The organism is uncultured Gelidibacter sp. (assembly GCF_947500795.1).
Taxonomy (GTDB): Bacteria; Bacteroidota; Bacteroidia; order Flavobacteriales; family Flavobacteriaceae; genus Gelidibacter.
On sequence record NZ_CANMTE010000003.1, the window covers coordinates 517,739 to 540,983 of the forward strand.

At 38.5% G+C, this 23,245-nt stretch carries 11 protein-coding genes; 3 read left to right on the forward strand and 8 right to left on the reverse strand.

All coding sequences use genetic code 11. From position 1 onward, the window contains the following. Positions 1-27 precede the first annotated feature (27 nt). From acnA to Q0947_RS10135, 6 genes are all read right to left on the reverse strand, one after another. Positions 28-2,808 carry an aconitate hydratase AcnA gene (gene acnA, locus Q0947_RS10110; RefSeq protein ID WP_299396649.1) on the reverse strand — a complete coding sequence of 927 codons (2,781 nt, stop codon included), beginning with the start codon at positions 2,806-2,808 and terminating at the stop codon, positions 28-30. A 341-nt stretch (positions 2,809-3,149) separates the two neighbouring features. After that, the gene (nhaA, locus tag Q0947_RS10115; RefSeq protein WP_299396651.1) at positions 3,150-4,475 is read right to left on the reverse strand and encodes a Na+/H+ antiporter NhaA; all 1,326 of its coding nucleotides are present in this window, start codon (positions 4,473-4,475) and stop codon (positions 3,150-3,152) included. Positions 4,476-4,821: 346 nt separating this feature from the next. Next, positions 4,822-6,138: a DUF3472 domain-containing protein gene (locus Q0947_RS10120; RefSeq protein WP_299396654.1), complete on the reverse strand. Its 1,317-nt coding sequence runs from the start codon at positions 6,136-6,138 to the stop codon at positions 4,822-4,824. Between the two features lie 232 nt (positions 6,139-6,370). Continuing rightward, the gene (locus Q0947_RS10125; protein ID WP_299396657.1) at positions 6,371-8,080 is read right to left on the reverse strand and encodes a RagB/SusD family nutrient uptake outer membrane protein; all 1,710 of its coding nucleotides are present in this window, start codon (positions 8,078-8,080) and stop codon (positions 6,371-6,373) included. A gap of 10 nt (positions 8,081-8,090) precedes the next feature. Continuing rightward, entirely contained in the window at positions 8,091-11,096 is a 3,006-nt protein-coding gene (locus tag Q0947_RS10130) for a TonB-dependent receptor (protein ID WP_299396660.1), read from the reverse strand. A gap of 89 nt (positions 11,097-11,185) precedes the next feature. Then, positions 11,186-12,547 (reverse strand): Gfo/Idh/MocA family oxidoreductase, encoded by a 1,362-nt coding sequence (locus Q0947_RS10135; RefSeq protein WP_299396731.1) that lies wholly within the window; start codon positions 12,545-12,547, stop codon positions 11,186-11,188. 287 nt (positions 12,548-12,834) lie between these two features. Between Q0947_RS10135 and Q0947_RS10140 the strand changes: the two genes are divergently transcribed. Beyond that, entirely contained in the window at positions 12,835-16,920 is a 4,086-nt protein-coding gene (locus Q0947_RS10140) for an ATP-binding protein (protein WP_299396663.1), read from the forward strand. Between the two features lie 25 nt (positions 16,921-16,945). Here the strand turns inward: Q0947_RS10140 and Q0947_RS10145 are convergent, their stop codons facing one another. Continuing rightward, the gene (locus Q0947_RS10145; RefSeq protein WP_299396665.1) at positions 16,946-17,374 is read right to left on the reverse strand and encodes a GNAT family N-acetyltransferase; all 429 of its coding nucleotides are present in this window, start codon (positions 17,372-17,374) and stop codon (positions 16,946-16,948) included. Positions 17,375-17,529: 155 nt separating this feature from the next. Between Q0947_RS10145 and Q0947_RS10150 the strand changes: the two genes are divergently transcribed. After that, positions 17,530-18,315: a DNA-formamidopyrimidine glycosylase family protein gene (locus Q0947_RS10150; protein WP_299396668.1), complete on the forward strand. Its 786-nt coding sequence runs from the start codon at positions 17,530-17,532 to the stop codon at positions 18,313-18,315. 13 nt (positions 18,316-18,328) lie between these two features. Here Q0947_RS10150 and Q0947_RS10155 read toward each other — a convergent pair whose 3' ends face one another. Next, a complete protein-coding gene (locus Q0947_RS10155; protein WP_299396671.1) occupies positions 18,329-20,938 on the reverse strand; it encodes a sodium/solute symporter in 2,610 nt (869 codons plus the stop codon). Positions 20,939-21,157: 219 nt separating this feature from the next. On the opposite strand from Q0947_RS10155, the gene Q0947_RS10160 reads away from it, so the two are divergent. After that, entirely contained in the window at positions 21,158-23,245 is a 2,088-nt protein-coding gene (locus Q0947_RS10160; RefSeq protein ID WP_299396674.1) for an alpha-L-fucosidase, read from the forward strand.

Sequence of the window (23,245 nt, forward strand, 5' to 3'; positions counted from 1 at the left end):
TAGGATTATTTAATATTATACTATTTATTATGCGTTGTCCAAAAATTGACGCAACACGTATTGTAAAATTCCGCCATTGCGATAATATTCAATGTCTATCAACGAATCCAATCGGGCGATGGCTTTAAATTTTATTACTTCTCCTCTATCATTCTCTGCAATCACCTCCACCGATTTGTGTGGCGTTAATCCCTCTGCAATCCCAGAAATAGTAAAAGTTTCTGTGCCTGTCAAACCTAGTTTTTCGGCGGTATCTCCTGCTTCATATTGAAGTGGTAAGACGCCAAGACCTACTAAATTACTTCTATGGATACGCTCATAACTTTCAGCGATTACCGCTTTCACGCCTAATAAAAAGGTGCCTTTTGCTGCCCAATCTCTTGACGACCCACTTCCATATTCCTTACCTGTAAGCACCACTAATGGGGTGTTGTCTTTTTGATACTTCATTGCCGCATCATACACGCTCATTTCCTCCCCCGTTGGCAAATAGGACGTATACCCACCTTCCTGTTTGGCAAGCTTATTCTTGATGCGGACGTTGGCAAACGTGCCACGTACCATCACTTCATCATTACCACGGCGACTTCCATAAGAATTGAACCCTTCTTTTTGCACGCCTTTTTCAATTAAATATTTCCCTGCGGCAGAATGTTCGTCAAACGCACCTGCCGGAGAAATATGATCGGTTGTAATACTGTCTCCCAATACTAACAGTGCTCTTGCATTGGTGATATTTTGAAGAGGAGGTGCTGTTTCTGAAATATTTTTAAAGAAAGGTATTTCCTGAATATAGGTAGATTCTTGGTCCCAATCATATAATTTGCCTTTCGGGACTTCTAAGTTTCTCCAGATTTCATTTCCTTCAAAAATTTCAGAATAATTTTTATGGAAATCTTTTGGGGTCAAGACTTCTTTAAGCACCGCATTAATTTCATCATCTGTTGGCCAAATGTCTTTTAAATAAACGGGAAGTTGATTTTTATCATAACTGATAGGATCTGTGGTCAGGTTGATATCCACACGGCCGGCAATTGCAAAAGCAACCACTAACATTGGCGACATGAGGTAATTCATCTTAACCTGAGAATGCACTCGAGCTTCAAAGTTTCGGTTACCGGAAAGAACGGAACAGACCACAAGTTCATTCTCATCCACAGCTTTGGCAATTGCCGGTGGCAAAGGTCCGGAGTTCCCAATACAAGAGGTACAACCGTAGCCCACCAAGTGAAATTGTAAAGCTTCCAAATCCTTTAATAAATTCGCTTTTTTCAAATAATCTGTCACCACTTTAGATCCGGGAGCCAAGGAAGTTTTTACCCATGGTTTCACATCAACACCCTTTTCACGTGCCTTTTTAGCCACCAATCCAGCACCTATCATCACAAATGGATTTGAAGTATTGGTACACGACGTAATGGCGGCAATGACGATTGAACCATCTGACAACGAATATTTCTGTTCTCCTTTATCGATCCAAACCGTTTTAAGTCCGTTTTTCTCTTTAGTTTCAATGGTTGTGTCGTCGGGCATCTCTTGTGGAGGAGAGGTTGGTTGATTACCACCTTCATTTTTCCAACGGAAAACCGATTCCCGATCTTCATGCTCAATATATTCGCGCTCAAACGACGAACTAAGCAAATCAATAAACTTCGGTTTAAAATTCTTTAAAAGTATCTTATCTTGAGGTCGTTTAGGCCCCGCAACCGTTGGCTCAATGGTGGAGACATCTAACTCTACAACTTCAGTATAGTTGATTTGATCTTCATTTTCCCGCCATAACATATTCGCTTTACAATATTTTTCCACCAGGTTAATTTGTTCCTCAGAGCGGTTACTTTCCCGCATATAGGTAAGCGTTTTATCATCAATTGGGAAATAGGTAATGGTACATCCAAACTCAGGCGACATATTACCAATGGTAGCTCTATCCGGCACCGATAAATGGTCCAATCCAGGCCCGAAAACCTCAACAAATTTACCCACGACACCTTGCTTTCTTAGGATATTCGCGATGGTCAGCACCAAGTCCGTAGCCGTGGATCCTAACGGTAATTTACCCGTGAGTCTTAGTCCAATTACTTCAGGCATTATAAAATAAAGTGGTTGTCCTAAAATGGCTGCTTCCGCCTCTATGCCTCCAACGCCCCAAGCAACAACGCCAATCCCGTTGACCATTGGTGTATGACTGTCCGTACCCACTACCGTATCCGGAAATAATTGTCCGTCGCGCTCAATAACCCCTTTTGAGAAATATTCTAAATTTATTTGATGACAGATGCCCATTCCTGGAGGAACCACACTAAAATTATCAAACGATTGTTGTGCCCATTTTAAAAACTGGTAGCGTTCCTTATTTCGTTTATATTCCTCTTCCATATTACGTTGATAGGAATACTCCGTTCCAAAATAATCGACCTGAACCGAATGGTCAATCACCAAATCTACAGGCACCAGCGGATTAATACGATCAGGATTTTTGCCTTTTCGAGCCACTTCAGCACGGAGCGCTGCAATATCTACAACGGCAGGAACCCCCGTAAAATCCTGCATCAATACACGTGCAGGTTTAAAGGGAATATCCTTATCAGTTCCTTTAGGTTTCCAATGCAACAAGGTTTCTACATTTTCTTTGGTGACTGAAAATCCATCAAAATTACGCACCGCATTTTCTAAAAGTATTCGAATGGAAAATGGTAATTTATGGATGTCGTAACCTTGATTGGAAAGCGCTTCAAGACTATAATAATCGTACGTTTGTCCGTTAACAGATAATTGTTTTTTTGATTTAAAAATATCTTTTTCCATAGGATTGAAATTTGAAATAGTGAACTGACTAGGTTTAATGAATGGAGCAGAAATCAATTCAAAACAATTTGCAATAAAACATACGTGGGCATCCCCTTCGTTACATATAAACGTAGAGGAAAATCACATTAAGAATATGTGTATCGTAATGAATTACCTAAAGTTAGGCATTTTAAGTCGCATAAAAAACCTAACCAAATAAAAATGAGACACATGACCCAAAAAAAAAGGAGTCAAGCATCTCATGTATAGAATTATGAAATAGAAAAAATAAATTACAAACCTTGGCCTTACTATAATTGAAGCCATAGTTCAGATAAAAATAAGCTCACAGAAACTAATTACATTGTGCTCATCTTATCTTCCGTAATTGCTTCTGGTTTTCTTGTAGCACTGAGCAAGACATAATACCCAATGACACCGCTTAAAATAGAAGCGAGTAAGATTCCGATTTTAGCCTCTTCTTGAATGATGCGATCAGCAAAAGAGAGGTTTACAATAAAAAGTGACATTGTAAATCCGATACCACACAACAGCGAAATACCAAAAAGCAAACGCCAAATTTCCTTCGTTTGAGGCATATTTCTATAGAAGAACTTCAAGAGGATCCAAATAGCCAGCATGATCCCTAGAGGTTTTCCGATTAAAAGTCCGAAGACAATTCCCCAGGTAATGGGAATATGAAACGCTTCGTTTAAAATTTGAGAGTCGAATACTATTCCGGCGTTGACGAATGCGAAAAGCGGCATTATAAAGAAGTAAACCAATCCGTGCAATTTACGCTCCAATCGTTTTAATGGCGATTCCATCTCACGCTGTGTGTTTTCGAGATAATGGTAAACTTTCGGACTTGTCATGGACAACGTGTGGTCCTTCGCTTCTCTAAACAAATGATACCCACGCAACGCATACCTTCTAATTTTTCCAAGCTCCCATTCTTGGCGCAACGGTAAAGTCAATGCTAAGATTACACCAGAGATCGTAGCATGGATTCCGGAGGTCAAAACTGCCCACCATAAAACAAACCCAACAAGAAGATAGGGTGTTAATCTATTGACGCCTTTATGATTAAAAATGAGCAATACTATGGTACAAACACCTGCGATACCCATAGCGCCCCAATGAATTTGATCCGTATAGAAAAACGCAATCACCAAAACGGCAATTAGGTCATCTACAACGGCAATGGTAGTAATAAAAACTTTGGCCCATGAAGGCATTCTAGACCCGAGTACCGCGAGAATTCCAATGACAAATGCAATATCTGTTGCCATTGGTATGGCCCAACCCTTTACATAATCAGTCCCTTGATTGAAGGCAAAATATATAAGAGCAGGAAACATGGCGCCACTTAAGGCAGCCACTACTGGAAAAGTAGCCGATCTAAAAGATGTTAACCTACCAAATTTAAGTTCACTCTTAATTTCAAGTCCAACCAATAAAAAGAACAGCGCCATCAGCCCATCATTAACCCAATGGTGAATTGTTTTAGAGATATAAACATTCTCAAAACCCATCCCAAACTCAAGTTGCATTACTGTATGATAAAAATGGTTTAAGGGAGTGTTCGCAACAATTAAAGCTGAAATTGTGGCTATAATTAACAATATGCCGGGAGCAGAATCTTGTTTAAAAAAGACTTCTACATTTTTAGTTAGTTTACTCATGTCAGTACACTATTGTTTTCGGGGCACAATTTCGCATTAAAAATTTCTAATTCCATAAAAATTCAATGTTATTTTTATGTAAACAAAAAGATCGGTTTTACCTGAAAATTAAACACTTGCATTCAGACCGTCATATATATTCTTAGATATTACTTAAAAATTGTCCCACAAAACGTTCGGAAAAGTTAGTATAATTCACCTAAAAATACGCAAAACAATAGCATTAAGATCAAAAAAAGCATAGGAATAAGCACCTATTCTTGCCAGAAATTTACTATAAAAACAAAAAACCCGAAAAAATTAATTTCCGGGCTTTCGTGCTAACTAACGAACTCAAATAATAAAATTATTTTTTTGGCACTTCCAATTGCGAAAAGTCAATAGTAGGAGCAATGCCATTTGCGGTACGAATAAATTCAGTACCAATTGGTGTGGTCTCGTTGAAAAAGCCACAATTCTTCATAAAAAATTGGTTGCCTTCAACGCCACCAGCATAATCTAACCTTGACTCTTTTCTGGCCGTAGCGTCAGCTGTAAATTTAGCTGAAGTCAACTCCACCCACTGATTGTCTTCAGTATACGCCCATTGGTTATTATAATTGGCCTGTCTTGAAATGTGCCCTGCTGCAGGAACAAAATTCTCCAAAAACGAATAGAGTCTTTTTAAGTGTCTACTGCCTTGTGGTCTTCTAAAACTGGCTATTAAGTTCCATTTTCCTTCTTCTGGTGCGAAGAAGTAAGCGGTATAATCTGTAGAATTATTCTCTGCAGGCACACCTTTCAACAAGAACCTATAAGATGTGTTTGGCTTCCAATTGTACACCTTGTAGCTTTGACCGCCTGAACCTTCATTACCAAATTCACCTGTAGTAACACCATCACCTTTACCTAACAAAATGATTTTATGATCGTCAGGAATGTCTTTTGGGTCTTGCGTATCAAACGGACTCCACACGGAGAATAAAATGCGACGCTCCGTTTCGGAATTGACTTGAATTCCGAAATAACCATCCGCAAAGCCATTCGCCATATAATAGGAGCCGATGACATCTTCACCTTCAGGCACATTAATTTCGTTGTAAAACCAAATGACTTCCTTGTCTTTAGGCATTTCATAAGACAAATGCACTGACGGCCCGCGACGCCCAAAATAAACATCGTCTTTTATAAAATAGACGTTGCCTTCAGTGGCTGGGCCGCCAATAAGTACCTTATCGATGTCGGCCACAATAGTACCCGATTTTTCAATCGCTTCAATTTCCACAACATTATACCCTTCAGTTGCTTCAAACACACCTACATCAATTGTTTTAGCGTTAGTATTAGACACTTCGATTGTTTTAGTTACGCTTCCTACCGTCACTTTTAGTTTTGACACTCCTTCTGCAACATTTGCATGTAAGCCTAAGTGGAGTTTTCCTGAAGTATCGGTTTTAAAGTAGGTACGCATGACCTGATTCATATCCGTCCACCGCTTGGCATCCACACTTGGTGTTTTTGCCTCTTTATCAAACCGATTCACCATCCAGCTATTGGCTTTAGCAGGAATTTCTGTGGTTAAATTAATTACACTATTAATTGATTCAGTCGATCTATAAGCATTACAGCTTACGAGATGAACTCCAACAACTAACAATAAAAAATTAAACATCCGTATTTTCATAATTTTAGTTTTTAATAAGGGTTATCACTTTTGAAGTGGAACTGTCGTTTGTCGTGGAGATTTTTGATGCTAGGCATCTCCAAGAATATTACTTTCATTTTACAAGTTCCATAGCAAACCCATACAATAGAATTGCCTAAGGACGAATAAAAACAGAGAAGCTCAACCTTTAAATTGAGCTTCTCCTTAAAACTATTATTTACGTCAAAACCATTGACATTTCCAACTAATATTATTGAGTTGGATTCTGTGTTAATGTTCCCGGATAAGAGTTAATAGCATCCTGTGGAATGTAAAATACAACTCGGTAGTCTGTGGCTGAAATGTTCTCAAATTGTTTATGAGGTCCCGGATATTCTCTAGATAACGACTTTCCATTGCGGAATACGTCATAGCTACGTTCTGCTTGGTAAGCCAATTCCAATTGACGCTCCTTATCTATACGCTCACTTGCATTAGAAGCATCTAAGCTAGCATAGCCTCCGCCCACAATAGAACGTTCTCTTATCAAATTAAGATCATTCAATGCTGCGTTATAATTTCCAAGTTTTGCATAAGCCTCCGCACGGTTTAAATATACCTCACCTAAACGACTAATTACTGGCGAATGTAAATGAGATTCTTCACCTTCAAGTGAAGCTTTTGTAATGTAAAATTGAGGATACACACGATTTAGAGAAATAAAATTATCTATGACACCTTTATAGTTTTTTCCATCTTTATAAACGATAGAATAGATTCCCTGATCGGCATCAGCTGGCAAAAGTGTATAGGTATCGCTTCCTTCTTTGGCAGTTATAACACTACCATTTCTTGTAATATTAGCTTGTACATAGTTTAAAACATCACCGTCTTCCTTAATAAAACGAAATACTTCAGTATAATTTCCAGTATCAGCATTTTTAGAATAAGTTGGTTTTATAAAAGCTGCTCTAGCATCAACCATTTTATAACTCTCCGGACGCCAGTCATTGCGGCCCGTCTCATTCAATAACTCTATATACTTACCGCTGGCATACATTTCACCCCAGCCCATACCACCTAGGTTAGCATACATTCCACCAACACCATAATAATGATCATAACCAGAGAATTCTGATGCTACACGTTTAATAGCGAAAATGGTTTCTGCATTGTTCTCAGGAATAAAAGTGTTATACTTCATAAACTGAGCTCTAGGTAATAAGGTGTACTTTCCAGAATTGATTACTTTATCAGCATACTCGACTGCAAGTTGAGCATATTGTGAATTAGGAGAAGTATAGGTCCCACTCATATAAAGATAGATACGAGATAATATGGCCTGAGCGGCCTCTTTTGAAGCATATATTGCCCCCTTGTCTAAGGTTAACAATTCTTCAGCTTTCTTTAAATCACTTATAGCTTGCTCATAAGACTCCTTAACTGTAGCCCGATCTGCAAGATTCGTATTAAGAACGTCCTCAGGAGTACCGTTTACTATTGGTACACCTAAATTTGTTTCCGGATTTTGATAGTATGGTCGTCCAAACGCACGTGTTAGATAAAAATACATCATTCCTCTTACGTAGTACGATTCCCCAATGTTATTATCAATTTCAACACTTTGGCCTTCATCTATCATATCAATGATATTTGACGCTTGAGCAATAGCTTTATATCCAGAATTCCAAAATTGTGTCAAACGATAATTATTTGGTGTACGAGCGTAAGAGATAAATTCGTAAAAAGCATCCGTAGATGAACCACGAATCATCATATTGTCACCAGCATATTCACCCATACGATGCATAGGGTCAGACCAGTTTTTTAATTGGGCATACATTCCGTTTAGCAAAGGTTGAAGGGAAGCATCTGGATCACCAACGATGGTGTCAGAATCCATACTTCCATGGGGAGTTCTGTCTATATCACAGGCTGAGAACGCTGCAAAGGCCAATAAGGTTATAAATATTTTTTTCATGTTATTTTATTTAAAATGATACATTTAAACCAAGCATAAATCTGCGAGTTGATGGATATACCCCTGGTCCTGTTGAGCCTAATACAGCTCCATTACTACTTGGAATTTCAGGATCTACGCCAGAATAGTCTGTTATAACGAAAAGGTTTTCTCCAGATAAGGTTACCCTTAAATTATCCACTTTATATTGACTTAGGTCAATATTGTAACCTAGTGAAAGAGAACGTAACTTTAAGAAATCATTTTTCTCCAAATAACGTGTCGAAGTAGCATTACCTTTATCTTGGTTATTATATCTGGCAATAGGGTGAGTAGCTATATCGCCAGGTTTCTCCCAACGGCTCCATCCTGGTCTCAATTTCATTTGATTACGATCTGTATACGTTCCATCTGAGTCATATTCTTGACGAGAATAATTATAAATCTTACCACCTAAAGCATAACCGAAAACAGCGTTAAGATCAAAATCCTTGTATGATAATGCAGTAGAGAAGCCACCAAATACATCTGGTGATACTTTTCCTGTTTTCTCGAATGTTGCTTGAGAGTAATTAGAAGTTGTAGAACGTGACAACTCATTACCATCACTATCTCTATCCACTACATACCACATAGGCAATCCGTTTTCAGGATTTACACCAGCCCACTCTTTTAGGTAGTAAGTATCTACAGGACGGCCTGGTTCTAACATACGTTGTGCAGATCCAGCAATACCTAATCCATCACCGACGATAATAGGTCTGACCACATAATCTCCATTAGCATCTTTCGTTTTATAAAGTTTTGTCAATTTATTTGCGTTGTGACCTAGGTTAACATCAATACTCCATGTTAATTCATCAGTACTGATAATATCGCCACCAATGGCTAGCTCAATACCTTTATTTTCCATTTCGCCAATATTTTGCCAAATACTAGTCACACCGGTTAACCCAGTGATTGGGACTTGATAAAGGATATTGTCTGTGTTTTTTACGTAATAATCGAAAGTTAGTCTTGCACGATTATTAAATAAACTTGCATCGATACCAAAACCACTTGTGAATGTTTTTTCCCATGTAAGATCTTTATTTCCTATTTGGCTGATTAACGCTCCAGGATTTTCATTATAACCTGCACCGGTAGAAACAGCATAAAGATCATATTGAGGATACAGAGAACTTGGACGGTTACCAACAGAACCATAAGCTACACGTAGTTTTAGGGCATCCACCCAATCAGCCTTAAACCATTCTTCACGCTCTATATTCCATCCTCCACTTACTGAGAAAAAATTACCATATTTGGCATTATCACCAAAATTTGAAGCACCATCTCTACGGAAAGACAACTGGCCCATGTATTTACTATCAAACGCATAATTAGCATTGAAAAGAACTGACTGTACAGCCCACTCATTAATACCACCTTTAGTACGTTCTGGTTTAGCGACTACATCTAGTATTTCAAAACCTGGAATAAATCCGGTACCATAAACGTCTAATGTTTCACCGCGATAATCATTAAATTCATAGGCTAATATACCATTTACAACATGTTTGTTCCAACTGTTGTTAAATCTTAATATTTGATTTGTATATCGACGTGTAGATTCTGAACGGTAATCTGTTATTCGTCCACCAACACTAATACCTCCATTAGAACGAGGATCTGTATATCCGTTAGATTTATAACTATTATACATATAATTGTTAACTGAGGAAAAAGTTAACCAGTTTGTAAGTTTTATGTCGAAATCCATATTCGCCATAATCTCGTAGTTCTTATTCGAGGAGTGATTCCACTGTAGATCATAAAGGTAATTAGTACTAGCACTATTCACCCATTCACTAGAACGATGTGGCACAAGATTTCCATTTTCATCATAAGGGCTATCCCAAGGAAGATTAGAATACATTGCAGTAGTTGAATATTGACGGTCATCAACATTACGGAAGGATCCAGCCAATGTTGGTTTAATTGTCAACCAATCTAAAGGCTTATATTCCGTTTTGTAACGCAAATTATAACGGGAATAATCATAACCCTTAACAGCACCTTCCTCATCATAAAGTCCTAAAGACATATAAGATCGAAGTGTTTCAGTTCCTCCTTGAATTGAGACATTGTAGTTTTGTGTGTACCCTGTTTGAGTAGCTACATCCCACCAATTAAAATTACTGTCACGCAGCTCAGGCTTCCAACGTGGAAAAGATATCTGACTAGCATTAGAAAATGAGGCATAATAATCATAAAGCTCTGCTCCATTCATTATTTGCAAATTTCCATTATTCAGATTATTGAAACCTGTCTTTGACGAAAAACTAACTTTAGTCTTCCCTAACTTAGCTCTTTTTGTTGTAACCACAACTACACCGTTAGCTCCCTGAGATCCATAAATAGAAGTTGATGCGGCGTCTTTTAAAATCGTCATGGACTCTATATCGTCTGGATTTAATTCACCAGCACTAGACCCCACAATAACACCGTCTATCACCCATAATGGACTCGTCGTCCCGCTTAAAGTTGCTTGACCACGGATAACAACCGCACCTCTAGAGCCAGGTTGACCTGATCCAGGTGCAACATACACTCCGGGAGCCTTCCCGTTAAGCATATTTTCCACTGAAGGCGTTGTAACATCCCTAAGATCATCACCATCTACCGTCTGTAAAGCTCCAGTTAAACTTTCTCTTTTTAATGAACTGTAACCTACAACAACAATTTCGTCCAAACTTGCTACATCTTCTTTTAAGCTTACGCTTATTTCAGAACGCCCGTTTACTTTGACCTCAACAGTTGTAAAGCCCATAAAGGAGATAACCAAAGTTGCGTCAGAATTAACAGTAATGGAATAATTTCCATCAAAATCTGTCGCAGCTCCATTAGTAGTCCCTTTTTCTATAACAGTTGCCCCAGGAACCAAAGCCCCAGTATTAGCTTCCGTTATTGTTCCTTTCACCTCAATTTTTGATTGTTGTGCATAGGCAGAACCGAGAAACAGAGATAAGAATAATACAAATAATAGTTTCTTCATTAGATTAATTTTTGATTAGTTTTCATTTAGTTAAATATCAGGTGCGTATCACACCCTTTTAAAATTATTTGGTTATAGATAAACAACATTTAGTAGGTATCCTTCATCCAATTGTAAGGCTTGCGTTTTACCCACATACCTCTTGTAAAATCAGGAATATCCTGAGGTTCTCCGTTGTTTTCAATAGACGCTTCAGACAATGGCGTAATTGAACTCCATGCTGCTGCATCATAGGCATCCATTGGTGGTGCAATGTTTTCTTTAGCCGATTCAATAAATGAATTCATCACAAAGAAGTCCATGCCGCCATGGCCAGCACCTGTAGCTAACTCACCATATTTTTTCCATAATGGGTGGTCGTACTTTTTCAACCACTCATCAGCACTATCCCAACGGTGTGGTTTTGAGTGTCCTTCCACATAAATTCTGTTGCCATCATCTTCCCATAATCCGTTTGCACCTTGCACTCTAAATCCTAAAGAATAAGGTCTTGGTAAATTAACATCATGTGTAATGATGATGGTTTCGCCGTTTGAAGTTTCTACGGTTGTTGTAATCACATCGCCTTGTTTGAATTTCAATTTGGCATTAGGATGGTCAGCACCTCCGTTTTCAACTATGTAATTATGTAGTCCGATGCCTTTTGTTGCGTGAGATGTTAAGGACACCAATCGATTCCCTCTATTGATATCACACATGACAGCCATTGGCCCTAATCCGTGTGTAGGATAGACATCGCCATTTCTTAAAAGGGAGTGTTGCGTACGCCATTTAGATTCAGAAATACCTTTATCTCCAAACTCAACACCTTTGCCATACGCCGTTTTTCCATCATTTAATTTTACGCCACGTAAATCGTGTTGGTAACCACATCTAAAATGTACCAATTCACCAAATACGTTTTGTTTTACCATGTTCAATACAGCAAGGACATCTCTACGGTAATTCACATTTTCAAGAATCATCAAGTGTGATCCTGTTGCTTCATGTGTGTTCACCAAATCCCAGCACTCTTCCAAAGTATTGGCTGCAGACACTTCAAGACCCGTATATTTACCAGCTTTCATTGAATCTACGGCCATACGTGTATGCCATAACCATGGTGTAGAAATAACCACAGCATCAACTTCTTTTAAATTTAACAGGTTCAAGTAATCCTTTTCAGATTTGCTAAAAACCTGTGGTTTTGGAAATCCTGCATCTTTTATCATTTTCAATGCCACTTCAATCCTTGCTGGATCCACATCACAAATAGCAGTAATTTCAGTATCCTTTCTTAGGAGTGCGTTATTTAAATGGTTTACACCTCTAAGACCCACACCTATAAAAGCCATTTTTAATTTCTGACCAGAAGCCTCACCCATTATTCCTCCAAATGACAAATTTGGCAACATAAATAATCCAGCTCCGGCGAGTGCAGTTTTCTTTACAAAGTCTCTTCTTGAACCCATATAATTTCTAATAGTTAATAAATCGTTAAATAATCTTTCTCCCAAATGTTGAAATTTATTTTGGAACATTGGGAGACATTTTAGGCCCATAAAAGTGTTTTATCTGCAATGACTAAATCGTACTCCTTTTTGACGATTTCATACCCCCTAACTGCTTTTTACACTCATTAACAATGATTTATACGTGATGAATAATTAATATATTTACCGCAGTGAAGAAAATCACCCCCTTGAAGGTTGCCTTCTAATTAAACAAGCTAGTCGCCCTTAAAATTAACATCCAGCATATGAGCAAATTAAAAGACGTTTTAATCATTGTTTACTTTTTAATAGGACTGACTACCCTATCTTTTGCTCAAAACCATATCAATTTTATCCATTTATCGCCATCCATAGACAATAAGGCGATAGCAGTCAGTAAAACAATTCAAGACGATTCTGGAAAAATATGGATGGTGCAACGAGGCGATATTTATACCTATGACGGATATAACTATAAATTAATACCAAATAAGAAGATATTCCCTAATGCAGATGGGGCCAATCTAATTAAAGATATTATTCGGGATGACTTCAAAAACATTTGGATTATATCCCACAATGGCCTATTAACAAAATACGATTATAAAACAGGGCTCTTTAAAGACATGACACCGTTGCTAAAAAAAAATGAGCAGGCCCGTGTAATTACCTCAAGGCATAAAAAATTATGGATTATAACCTCAGTGGGCTCATTATATACCTATGATAACGAGGGCATGCAACACTTGGTCACCATTCCGCAATTAGATGATAAAACCATTTCTATTTCAGATTTAGCAATTGGAACACCAAACGAGATTTTTATAAGTATTAGAAACGGCAATGTGCTATCCTACTCACTTAAATCGAAAGCCTTAGAATATTTAGTAGCGCCATTTAATAATTACCCTGAACATTTAATACTCACAACTGACAATAACAATAGACTCTGGATTGGTACAGAAACGAAAGGCCTTTTTTTATATGATATTGGAACGAAACAATTTATACAAGATTCGTTTTTCAAAGGCAATTCTCATAAAATTTTAAGCGAGCTGATTTTAACTTTGTTTACTGATAGTAAAAATTATTTATGGGCAGGAACAGATGGTGGCGGCCTATACAAGGTGGATTTAAGAACTGGCGAAGTTTTATTATTTACAAAACAAACACGTAATGAATTTTCATTGAGCAGTAACACCATCTTAAACATTAGTGAAGACAACCATAAAAACATTTGGATTACGCCCAACTATGGCAACCTCAATATTTTACCCGACACAGATAATACCCTCTTCTACCATGAAGGCTCTAAAAATGAAAGTCCTAACAGAATCCTGAGTATTCTTAGGTCCTCGCAAAATGTATTATGGGCAGGAACTGATGGTTCTGGCCTTACAAAAATCACTTTTAACCCCGATGGCAGCACAAAAGAAGAGTCCTTTTTTAATGACAAAAACACCAACAAGGGCTTTTACATTCAAACAATTGCAGAGGATAATAAAGGTAATATATGGATTGGCACCTATAAAAACGGGATGTGGTTCTACGATTCTAAAACCAATACATTTCGTGAAATCCCAGTGTTAAATGATAAAAATCAAAAGTCTTTTGATATCAGAACATTATTTAAAGACCGAAAAGGGCGCATTTGGGCAGGAACAAGCATGTGCCTAAACGTCTATTCCGATAAATTGGAACTACTTGCGTCCTTTACCAATAACGCCATTAATTTATCTGGACTCATTGTGCAAAGCATAATTGAAACCCAAAATGGCTCCATTTGGTTAGGCGTTGCCTCTGGCGGATTGTTTCAATTTAATGAAAACCAAAATAATTTAAGCGCTTCCACCTTTACTGACCGATCTGTTCGTAATGCCGATTTAGAGCGTGTAAGTAGTGTCAGATCCATTTCCGAAGGCGCCTACAATAGCTTATGGCTGGTAGACGATTCCGGAAAATTATTAAAATACGACACTTCTAAAAGCACCTACACCTCCTTTGAAAATTTTAAATCCATAAACAATCGGAATTTAGCCGCGGTCATTAACGCTGGCGATGATAACTTGTGGATAAGCTCCAATGACGGCATTGTTAACTTTAACACGAGAGACTCCATTATAAAGACCTATTACCATACTGACGGACTTCAAGACAACACCTTCTTAATGAGAAGCGCTTATAAAGATCATAACGGCATGTTGTATTTTGGCGGCTTAAAAGGATTAAATTATTTCTACCCTAAAGATTTAAACAAGAAAAAATCTAATGCCAACTTACAAATTAATGCGATAGAGGTACTTAATCAACCAGCAGAAATTTTATTACCAGAACAATTTACCACCGGTATTTCGAATGTCGATGCGCTACATTTAGAACACAATGAATCCTCATTTACCTTCCGATTTGCCGCAGTAGACAACATTTTACATCCCAAATTCTTCTATGCCTATAGATTAAAAGGCTTTGATGACGATTGGATCATTAGTCACCATGACCGGTCAGCAACCTACACCAATATTCCTGCGGGCAACTACACATTTGAAGTAAAAGCAGGCACCAAGGACGATCTTTGGGATGTGCCCTCAAAAAGCATTAGGGTTTCCATTGAAAAACCTCTTTGGACCAAGCCATTGGCATGGGTAGTTTACCTTTTGCTTTTTGCAGTATTGCTTTATGGTATTAAGCGATGGTTGGACTTAAAGAAGAAATTGTATCTGGAAAAAATTAATCATAAAAATGAAAATGAACTCCATGATTTAAAGATGAACTTTTTCGCAAAGATGTCTCATGAAATACAAACGCCATTAACCCTAATTTTAGGCCCAATTGAAGATATGATTGCGAAGGCCGAAAAGAACGGCAATTTGCTCCTCAAACAACGTCTGAACATCATTGAATACAACGCCAAACGTCTTTCTAAAATAGCTTATGAATTAACGCTGGTGCGGAATAAAGAGTTGGGCAGACTCCGGTTAATGGTCACCAAAAACAATCTCTATAAAAATATTGATGACATCGGGAAGTCCTTCAATGAATTGGCCCGAAAAAAGAATATCGATTTTACCGTCAACTGCCCACAAAACTTAAGCAACACTTGGTATGACAAAGACAAAATTGAGCATATTCTTTACAACCTATTGTCTAACGCATTTAAGTTTACGCCTAAAGAAGGCAATATTTTAATGACGGTAACGCCGGTAGACTCTAAAAAATCGATAAAAATCTCAGTGACAGATTCGGGATCTGGGGTTTCCAAGGAGGAATTAGACTCCATATTTGAGCTTTTTTATCAATCTAATGTGGGCAAAAAGAACAAAGGAACGGGCATCGGATTAGCGCTAACCAAAGAACTCATTGATTTGCACAAAGGCAGTATTGAAGTCGAATCTTCTGAAGTTAGCGGCACCACATTCACCATTACATTCCCCGTAAATGACGACGCCTATACTGATGAAGAACGGATAACGGTTGATGAGGATGACGCTATGGTTGAAGAACTGATAGATGAGGGAACTATAGCAATCGAAGACAATGATCCGAATGTCTTAAAGAAAACCGTCATGATTGTGGAGGACACTCTCGAGTTACAATTGTTTTTAAAGGATTTATTGCAGCCTCAATACAACATCATCTTGGCTGAAAACGGAAATGAAGGCTATCATTACGCTAAAAACAACCTTCCAGACCTTATTTTAAGCGATATTATGATGCCGGAACTTGACGGGATTGAGATGAGCAAGAAACTTCAAGAAGATCCGCTAACAAAGCATATTCCTGTTATTTTGATGACGGCGAAAAACTCTACAGATTCCAAAATTGAAGGTTTAAAATCGGGTGCAATTGAATATATCAAGAAGCCTTTTAACACGAATGAACTCTTACTGAAAATTCAGAACATTTTAATCTCAAGAGAATATATCATTTCCAAATATCGCAAGGAAGTGATTTCAAGACCTGAGGATTTTATAGAGAAATCTCAAGACGAATTATTCCTTGAAAGCTTGGTGGCGAATATCAATCTTAGATTGGAAGATTCCAATTTTAAAATGGAAGATTTGGTCGACCCGTTAAACATGAGTTATTCCAGCATCTATAGAAAATGCCAAGCGTTAACAGGACATAGTTTGGTCGATTTTGTTAGGATTTTACGCTTAAAAAAGGCCGCTGTTCTTATTGCTAAAAATGGCTATACAGTTTCAGAAACCGCTTTTAAAACAGGATTTAATGATCCGAAGTACTTTTCAAAATGCTTTAAAAAACACTTTAATAAAAACCCAATCACTTTTAAAAACGAAGCTCAAAAGGTTGGGGTTGACGCGTATTTAGAGAAACATCAAATAGGATCTTAGTTTCAGAAGAAGGAAGCTTACTTCACTATTTAAGTGTCAACCTGTACACATTAGTTTCCCTCTGCATAAAGCCCAATTTTTGATAAAGCTGATTGGCAGCAACGCGATCTGGACTGGAAGTCAAATTGATACTTTTAAGCTTTTGGGTTTTAGCATAGTCAATCGAATATTGAATCAGTTTTACACCCACGCCTTTGCCTCTGGCGGATTTATCGACCACCACATCCTCAATCCATACTTTATCGCCTGTTGGAATTTTATTCAATACGAGCGTCATAGTGCCTAAGATCTCGTCATTTTCCTCCGCCATAAAGATCATGGCATGATCAGAGTTCACGATAGCCTCTAAGTCTTTTTTAGCAGGTAATGTACAATCAGGAGCGAGTTGCGGAATTAACTTAGCAAAGGCATTAACAACGGCGTCCGTTACAGAAGTGAGCTTGTAGATTTTCATAAACTAAAATTAAGAATTTTATTTGATTGTCATATGGGATGTCGCACGCAATAGGCTCAAGATAGCAAATTGTAGGCCTGGTTCACCAATAAGCGTCATTAAAACTCGAAGCCATAATAAATCAATTTTAATTACATTAGAGAAAAATAGAAATCATGCCAGAATTACCAGAAGTTGAGGGTTATAAAATTTATATAGATCATACGGTGCTTCATAAAACGATTACTTCATTTGAATGTCGTGACAATCGCCTTTTAAAATCCCCAAAAACCGATTTTGAAAGACATTTGATTGGTCATGAATTTACCGAAACCCAACGCATCGGAAAATATCTATTCATAAAAACTTCTGGCGATAAAACCTTGGTGATGCACTTCGGAATGACTGGGAGACCTAATTATTATAAGGAAAAAGAAGACCGACCAAAGTTTGGACATATTGTGCTCAGCTTTGAAAACGGGTTCCATTTCGCTTTTGAAAACAAGCGGAAATTTGGTTGGTGGGATTTAACAGATTCTATAGAAACCTACAAAACCGAACGCAAATTAAGTGATGACGCCCGAGATTTAAGTTTGGAGAATTTCAAAACGTCCTTAAGTCTCCGAAAAACCTTTATCAAAGCTGTCCTCATGGACCAAAGCGTGGCTGCTGGCGTTGGCAATTGGATGGCCGATGAAATATTGTATCAAGCACAAGTCCATCCGATGAAAAAAGTTTCCGACATGAGCGCTCAAGACATTGAACATGTATTTGACGCTATGAAAAACGTTATTGAAGTATCCATTGCCAATGATGCCCACCACCCCGATTTCCCGGAAGACTTCTTAATCCACCGCAGAAAAGAAGGCGAAACCTGTTTTCACACCAATGCCGGCATTCAAAAAATAAAAGTCGGCGGAAGATCTACTTATTTCTCTCCAAAGTGGCAGGTGCTTGATTGAAACCCACCAGCCGTTATCTAACTTTAGCCTTCCCAAAAAACAAACTGAATACATAGCCGAATATAAAGCAAGACGCCACCCCAAAGAAGGAATACATTAGGAAACTGATATCAGTAAATACACTGATGTACCAAATTAAGAGCGCACTTACCACCAAGCCCATCAAAGTTCCTGTAGCATTGGCACGTTTGGTAAGCATTCCCAAGAGGAACATACCTCCCAGACCTCCTGTAAAAAGTCCTAAGAAACGGTAGAATTGATCCCAAAGAGATTTAATATTAGAACTCGCCATCCAAAGGGCTAAAAGCACCCCAAGAATTCCTGTGATAACCGTCACTATTCTTGCAATTTTCAAGAGTTTATCATCATTAACTTGAGGTTTAAAATGCATATGAAAATCGTTACAATACGCCGTAGACACCGAGTTTAAACTACTACTGATACTGGACATGGCTGCTGAAAATATCCCGGCTACCAATAATCCTGAGACTCCCATTGGCAATTCTCTTACGATGTACCACGGAAAAATAGAATCATTATTGGAAATGGCAGGCGACAGTTTACCCGGCATTTCAGAATAAAAGATAAATAACAAGGTGCCGATTCCAAAAAAGATAATGGTAGCAGGCAAGGTCAGCACGGCGTTGGTATACAAAGTTTTCTGAGAATCTTTTATGCTAGAGCTGGTTAAATAACGCTGTACAATGGTTTGATCGGTACCTTGAGTCACCATCGCAGATGCAAGTCCACCAATAAACACCACCCAGAATGTCGATTCTGTAAAGTTCAATTCCATATTCATAATATTGAATTTATCACGATCAGAAGCGTAAGTAATCATCTCCCCGAAAGACGTCTCTGTATGGAGCATGATCCACACTACCGCCAAGACACTCCCGCCAAGTAGCACGACCACTTGCATTACATCGGTCCAAACTACCGCTTCAATCCCTCCAAACGTAGTATAAAACACACAAAGCACGCCCATAATGAGGATGCTTGTCTCTACGGGAATCCCCGTTACAATGGAAATAGCAAGCGACGGTAGCAATAACACAATGCCTATACGGCCTAATTGGAATAATATGAATGACAAACTTCCAAATGCGCGAGCCGCATAATTAAACCGTTCTTCAAGATACTCATAAGCCGTTTTAATTTTCAGTTTATTAAAGAAGGGAATAAACACAAAAGCGATCAGTGGCGTAATTAATATGGCGGTGATATTCAGGAAAAAGAACGACCAATCCGTAATAAATGCTTTAGCAGGAATCGCCATAAACGTAATGGCACTCAATAAAGTTCCAAAAACACTCAAACCTGACGCCCACCAAGGAATACGACCACCACCCGAAAAGTAGTCATCTGTTGATTTTTGCTTACGGGAAAAATACAACCCTATCAATACAGAAATCATCAAGTACAAAGCCAAGACACTATAATTTAATACTCCAAAAGGATGCGCTGCATCGGCAATTCTAAAACTTTGTCCGCCTGGAGTTCTGATACCTGGAGATACTTCACCAGAAACAATCAAAAAATCGTCGTTGTGTTTAAAAGAAAGTGCGGTTACCGGAATCTGGGTTTCCAGTGTATCGTATACAAACCATTGCTTAGTAATTGTATTATAAGCTAAAATATCTTTAGAAAATCCAGGGTGATTATTTAGAATCTCATCTCTTCTCTTGGTAAGCTGAGTGCTTATAGAGTCATTTGGAGATTTTCCCAATTGCAAACCGATGTTCTCCAATTCATCAAAAAGCACAGCATCACTACCGCCATACACTATAATATGCATAGACCCCATAACTTCTGCCGAAGCACCCATCAACACTCTTGGCGCATCTTTTACCAACAAGTCCCCTTCGTCAGCCCACGTTTGCTTTTTAAAATCGTAAGTCAAATAATTGGTTAATGCGTTGGACTTTTGCCCTGGCATTTCCTGGCGTCCACCAATAACAAATAATTTTTTGCTGGTTTGTGTTTCTTGAATGGCCGTGGTATGGAGTGCGCGTGCAGCCCCAGGATAGTCTTTAAGTTTCTCCCAATTCTTTTTATCCTTTAAGGACAGTCTATAGAATGAATTCGTACTCCCATTAGTATTGTTTCCTCCCACTACATACACATAATCGCCATCAACTACTGCCGATGAAAATGCCAAAGGCTCTGGAAGATTGGGATATTCACTAATCTCAACCTCTTTAGTGCCCTTGTTATAGGCTAACAAATAAACCTTATCACTTATCAGGGTTTCATTATTACCGCCAATGCTCAGAACGCCTTGTGCAGTACTCACAGAAGCCGAATACCCCAACGGCATTGGCAATTGTGTTTTTGAGAGGCGCCATTGCCCATTATCTGAAATAAAAACAGCATTACTCCATACTTTTTTTCCACCTTCCCATGGTTTGCCTTCTGGAAAGTTAGCACCGCCAGCCGCCAAAAACACACCATTGTGCGCACCACCTAACATACCTGCATATCCCAGGGATTCGCTAGTAGCAGTTTCAGCCGGTAAGGCCGGAAGCTCTGCAACTTCTAATTTTGAAATTTCTTGACCAAAAATTGGCAAGAACAGGAACATCATTGCAATTAAAACTGCCGACTTCTGAAGGTTTTTCATTTTAGAAATATTACTTATGAATAAGATTATTTTGTTTCAACATTTCATCATTTTTCCGTTTCTTACCATTTAGTTCAACACTAATTAAACCTATCCGATAAAATGTTGCTAAATATAATAAAATTGAATTAATTGTATTATGTATTACATATTAATTTATAGATTTGAGAATTATACCTGACGAATACTAAACACATCATACACATAACCGTTTTACTTATGAAAGTCTTTAAAACCTTCGCCTTCCTTTTTACTTTACTAGTCGTAAATTCCTGTGCCACAGTAGCGCCACCAAAAGCGGTTGGGCCTGTTCCCACTGCACCGCAACTAGAATGGCAAGAAATGGAATTTTATGGATTTATCCATTTTAGCATCAACACCTTTACCGATGTGGAATGGGGTTATGGTGACAAATCGCCTGAATTGTTTAACCCAACGGAGCTAGACACGCGTCAATGGGCCAGAATTGCGAAGGAGGCAGGTATGAAAGGCTTGATTTTAACCAATAAACATCATGACGGATTCACCTTATGGCCTTCTAAATACACTGAATATTCTGTAAAAAATTCGCCTTGGAAAGATGGGAAAGGCGACGTGGTTAAGGAATTAGCAGAAGCGTGTAGAGAATACGGGCTTAAAATGGGAATTTACCTCTCTCCTTGGGATAGAAATCACGCCGATTACGGGAAACCTGAATACATTGACTATTTTAGAAATCAGCTTACGGAGCTATTGACCAATTACGGTGATATTTTTGAGGTTTGGTTTGATGGCGCCAATGGTGGCGATGGTTATTACGGTGGCGCCAATGAAGTGCGTACCGTTGATAAAGAAAAATATTACGATTGGGACACTACAGATCAGCTCATCCGAAAACTACAACCGAATGCCATTATCTGGAGTGATAATGGTCCGGATGCGCGCTGGGTAGGCAACGAACACGGTTACGCTTACGAAACGACGTGGTCGCCACTTTTAAGAGATTCAATTTATGGCGGCATGCCTGATTACAGCACCAAATACGCGATGGGTCAGGAAAATGGAACGCACTGGGTACCTGCAGAAGCTGATGTATCCATTCGTCCGAACTGGTATTATCACAAGTCTGAAGACGATAAAGTAAAAACGCTCAAAGAATTATTGGACATCTATTACAGATCTGTCGGTCAAAATAGCACCTTATTATTGAATCTACCTGTAGACCGCAGAGGCTTGGTGCATGAAAATGATGAAAAACAACTTAAAAAATTAACCACCCAACTGAAACAGGATTTCGCTCACAACTTAGCACTACACGCTAAAACTTCAGCGAACACCTATCGTGGTAACTCTAAAAAATACCATTCGGACAATACAGTAGATGGCAATAAAAACACCTATTGGACTACTGATGACGGCACTACACAAGGCTCCGTAACCATCGATTTTGGAAAACCAACCCAGTTTAATAGATTTTTGGTTCAGGAATACATTCCGTTAGGGCAACGCGTCAAAAAGTTTATTTTAGAAGCTGAAGTTGATGGCACATGGGAAACTATAGACCAACAAACTACCATTGGTTACAAGCGAATTTTGAGACTTAAGGATGTTGAAGCTACAAAAATCCGATTGACTATTGCCGATTCAAAAGCCGCACCGCTTATTTCAAATATTGAAGTCTACAATGCGCCGTTAATTGTGGATACGCCTAAAATCAGCAGAGACAAACAAGGCAAAGTCACCTTAGAAGTTCCTGAAAAAGGTTTGGCTGTGTACTATACGACCAATGGCGAGGAACCTTCTACTGCATCGTCTTTATATTCAGGTCCGATAGTAATTGATCAGCCTACGACATTAAAAACTTTTACGGTAGATCCTGAAACAAAACGTCAGAGTGAAGTGTTAACCGAAACTTTTGACCTCAGCAAGCGCCTTTGGAAAGTTTCTTCAGCAACTAATGAACCTTTGACAGAACAGGCAATTGACGATAACCCATTCACCAATTGGTCTGCCAGCAAAGAAACTCTGAACACCTCCAAAATCGATTTAGGAGAAACGGTTACGCTAAAAGGCTTCACCTATACGCCTACACAAGGCCGTTGGATTTCGGGTGTCATTACCCATTACAGTTTTTACGGAAGCACAGATGGCGAACAGTGGACAAAATTATCGGAAGGTGAGTTTTCAAATATCATCGCCAATCCTATTCAGCAAAAAGTGTTGTTGGATTCGCCAAGTGCTGTACGCTACATCAAACTAGTTCCCACAACAATTATGAATAATGCCGATAAGGCCATTATCGCTGAAATTGGAGTCATCACAAAATAA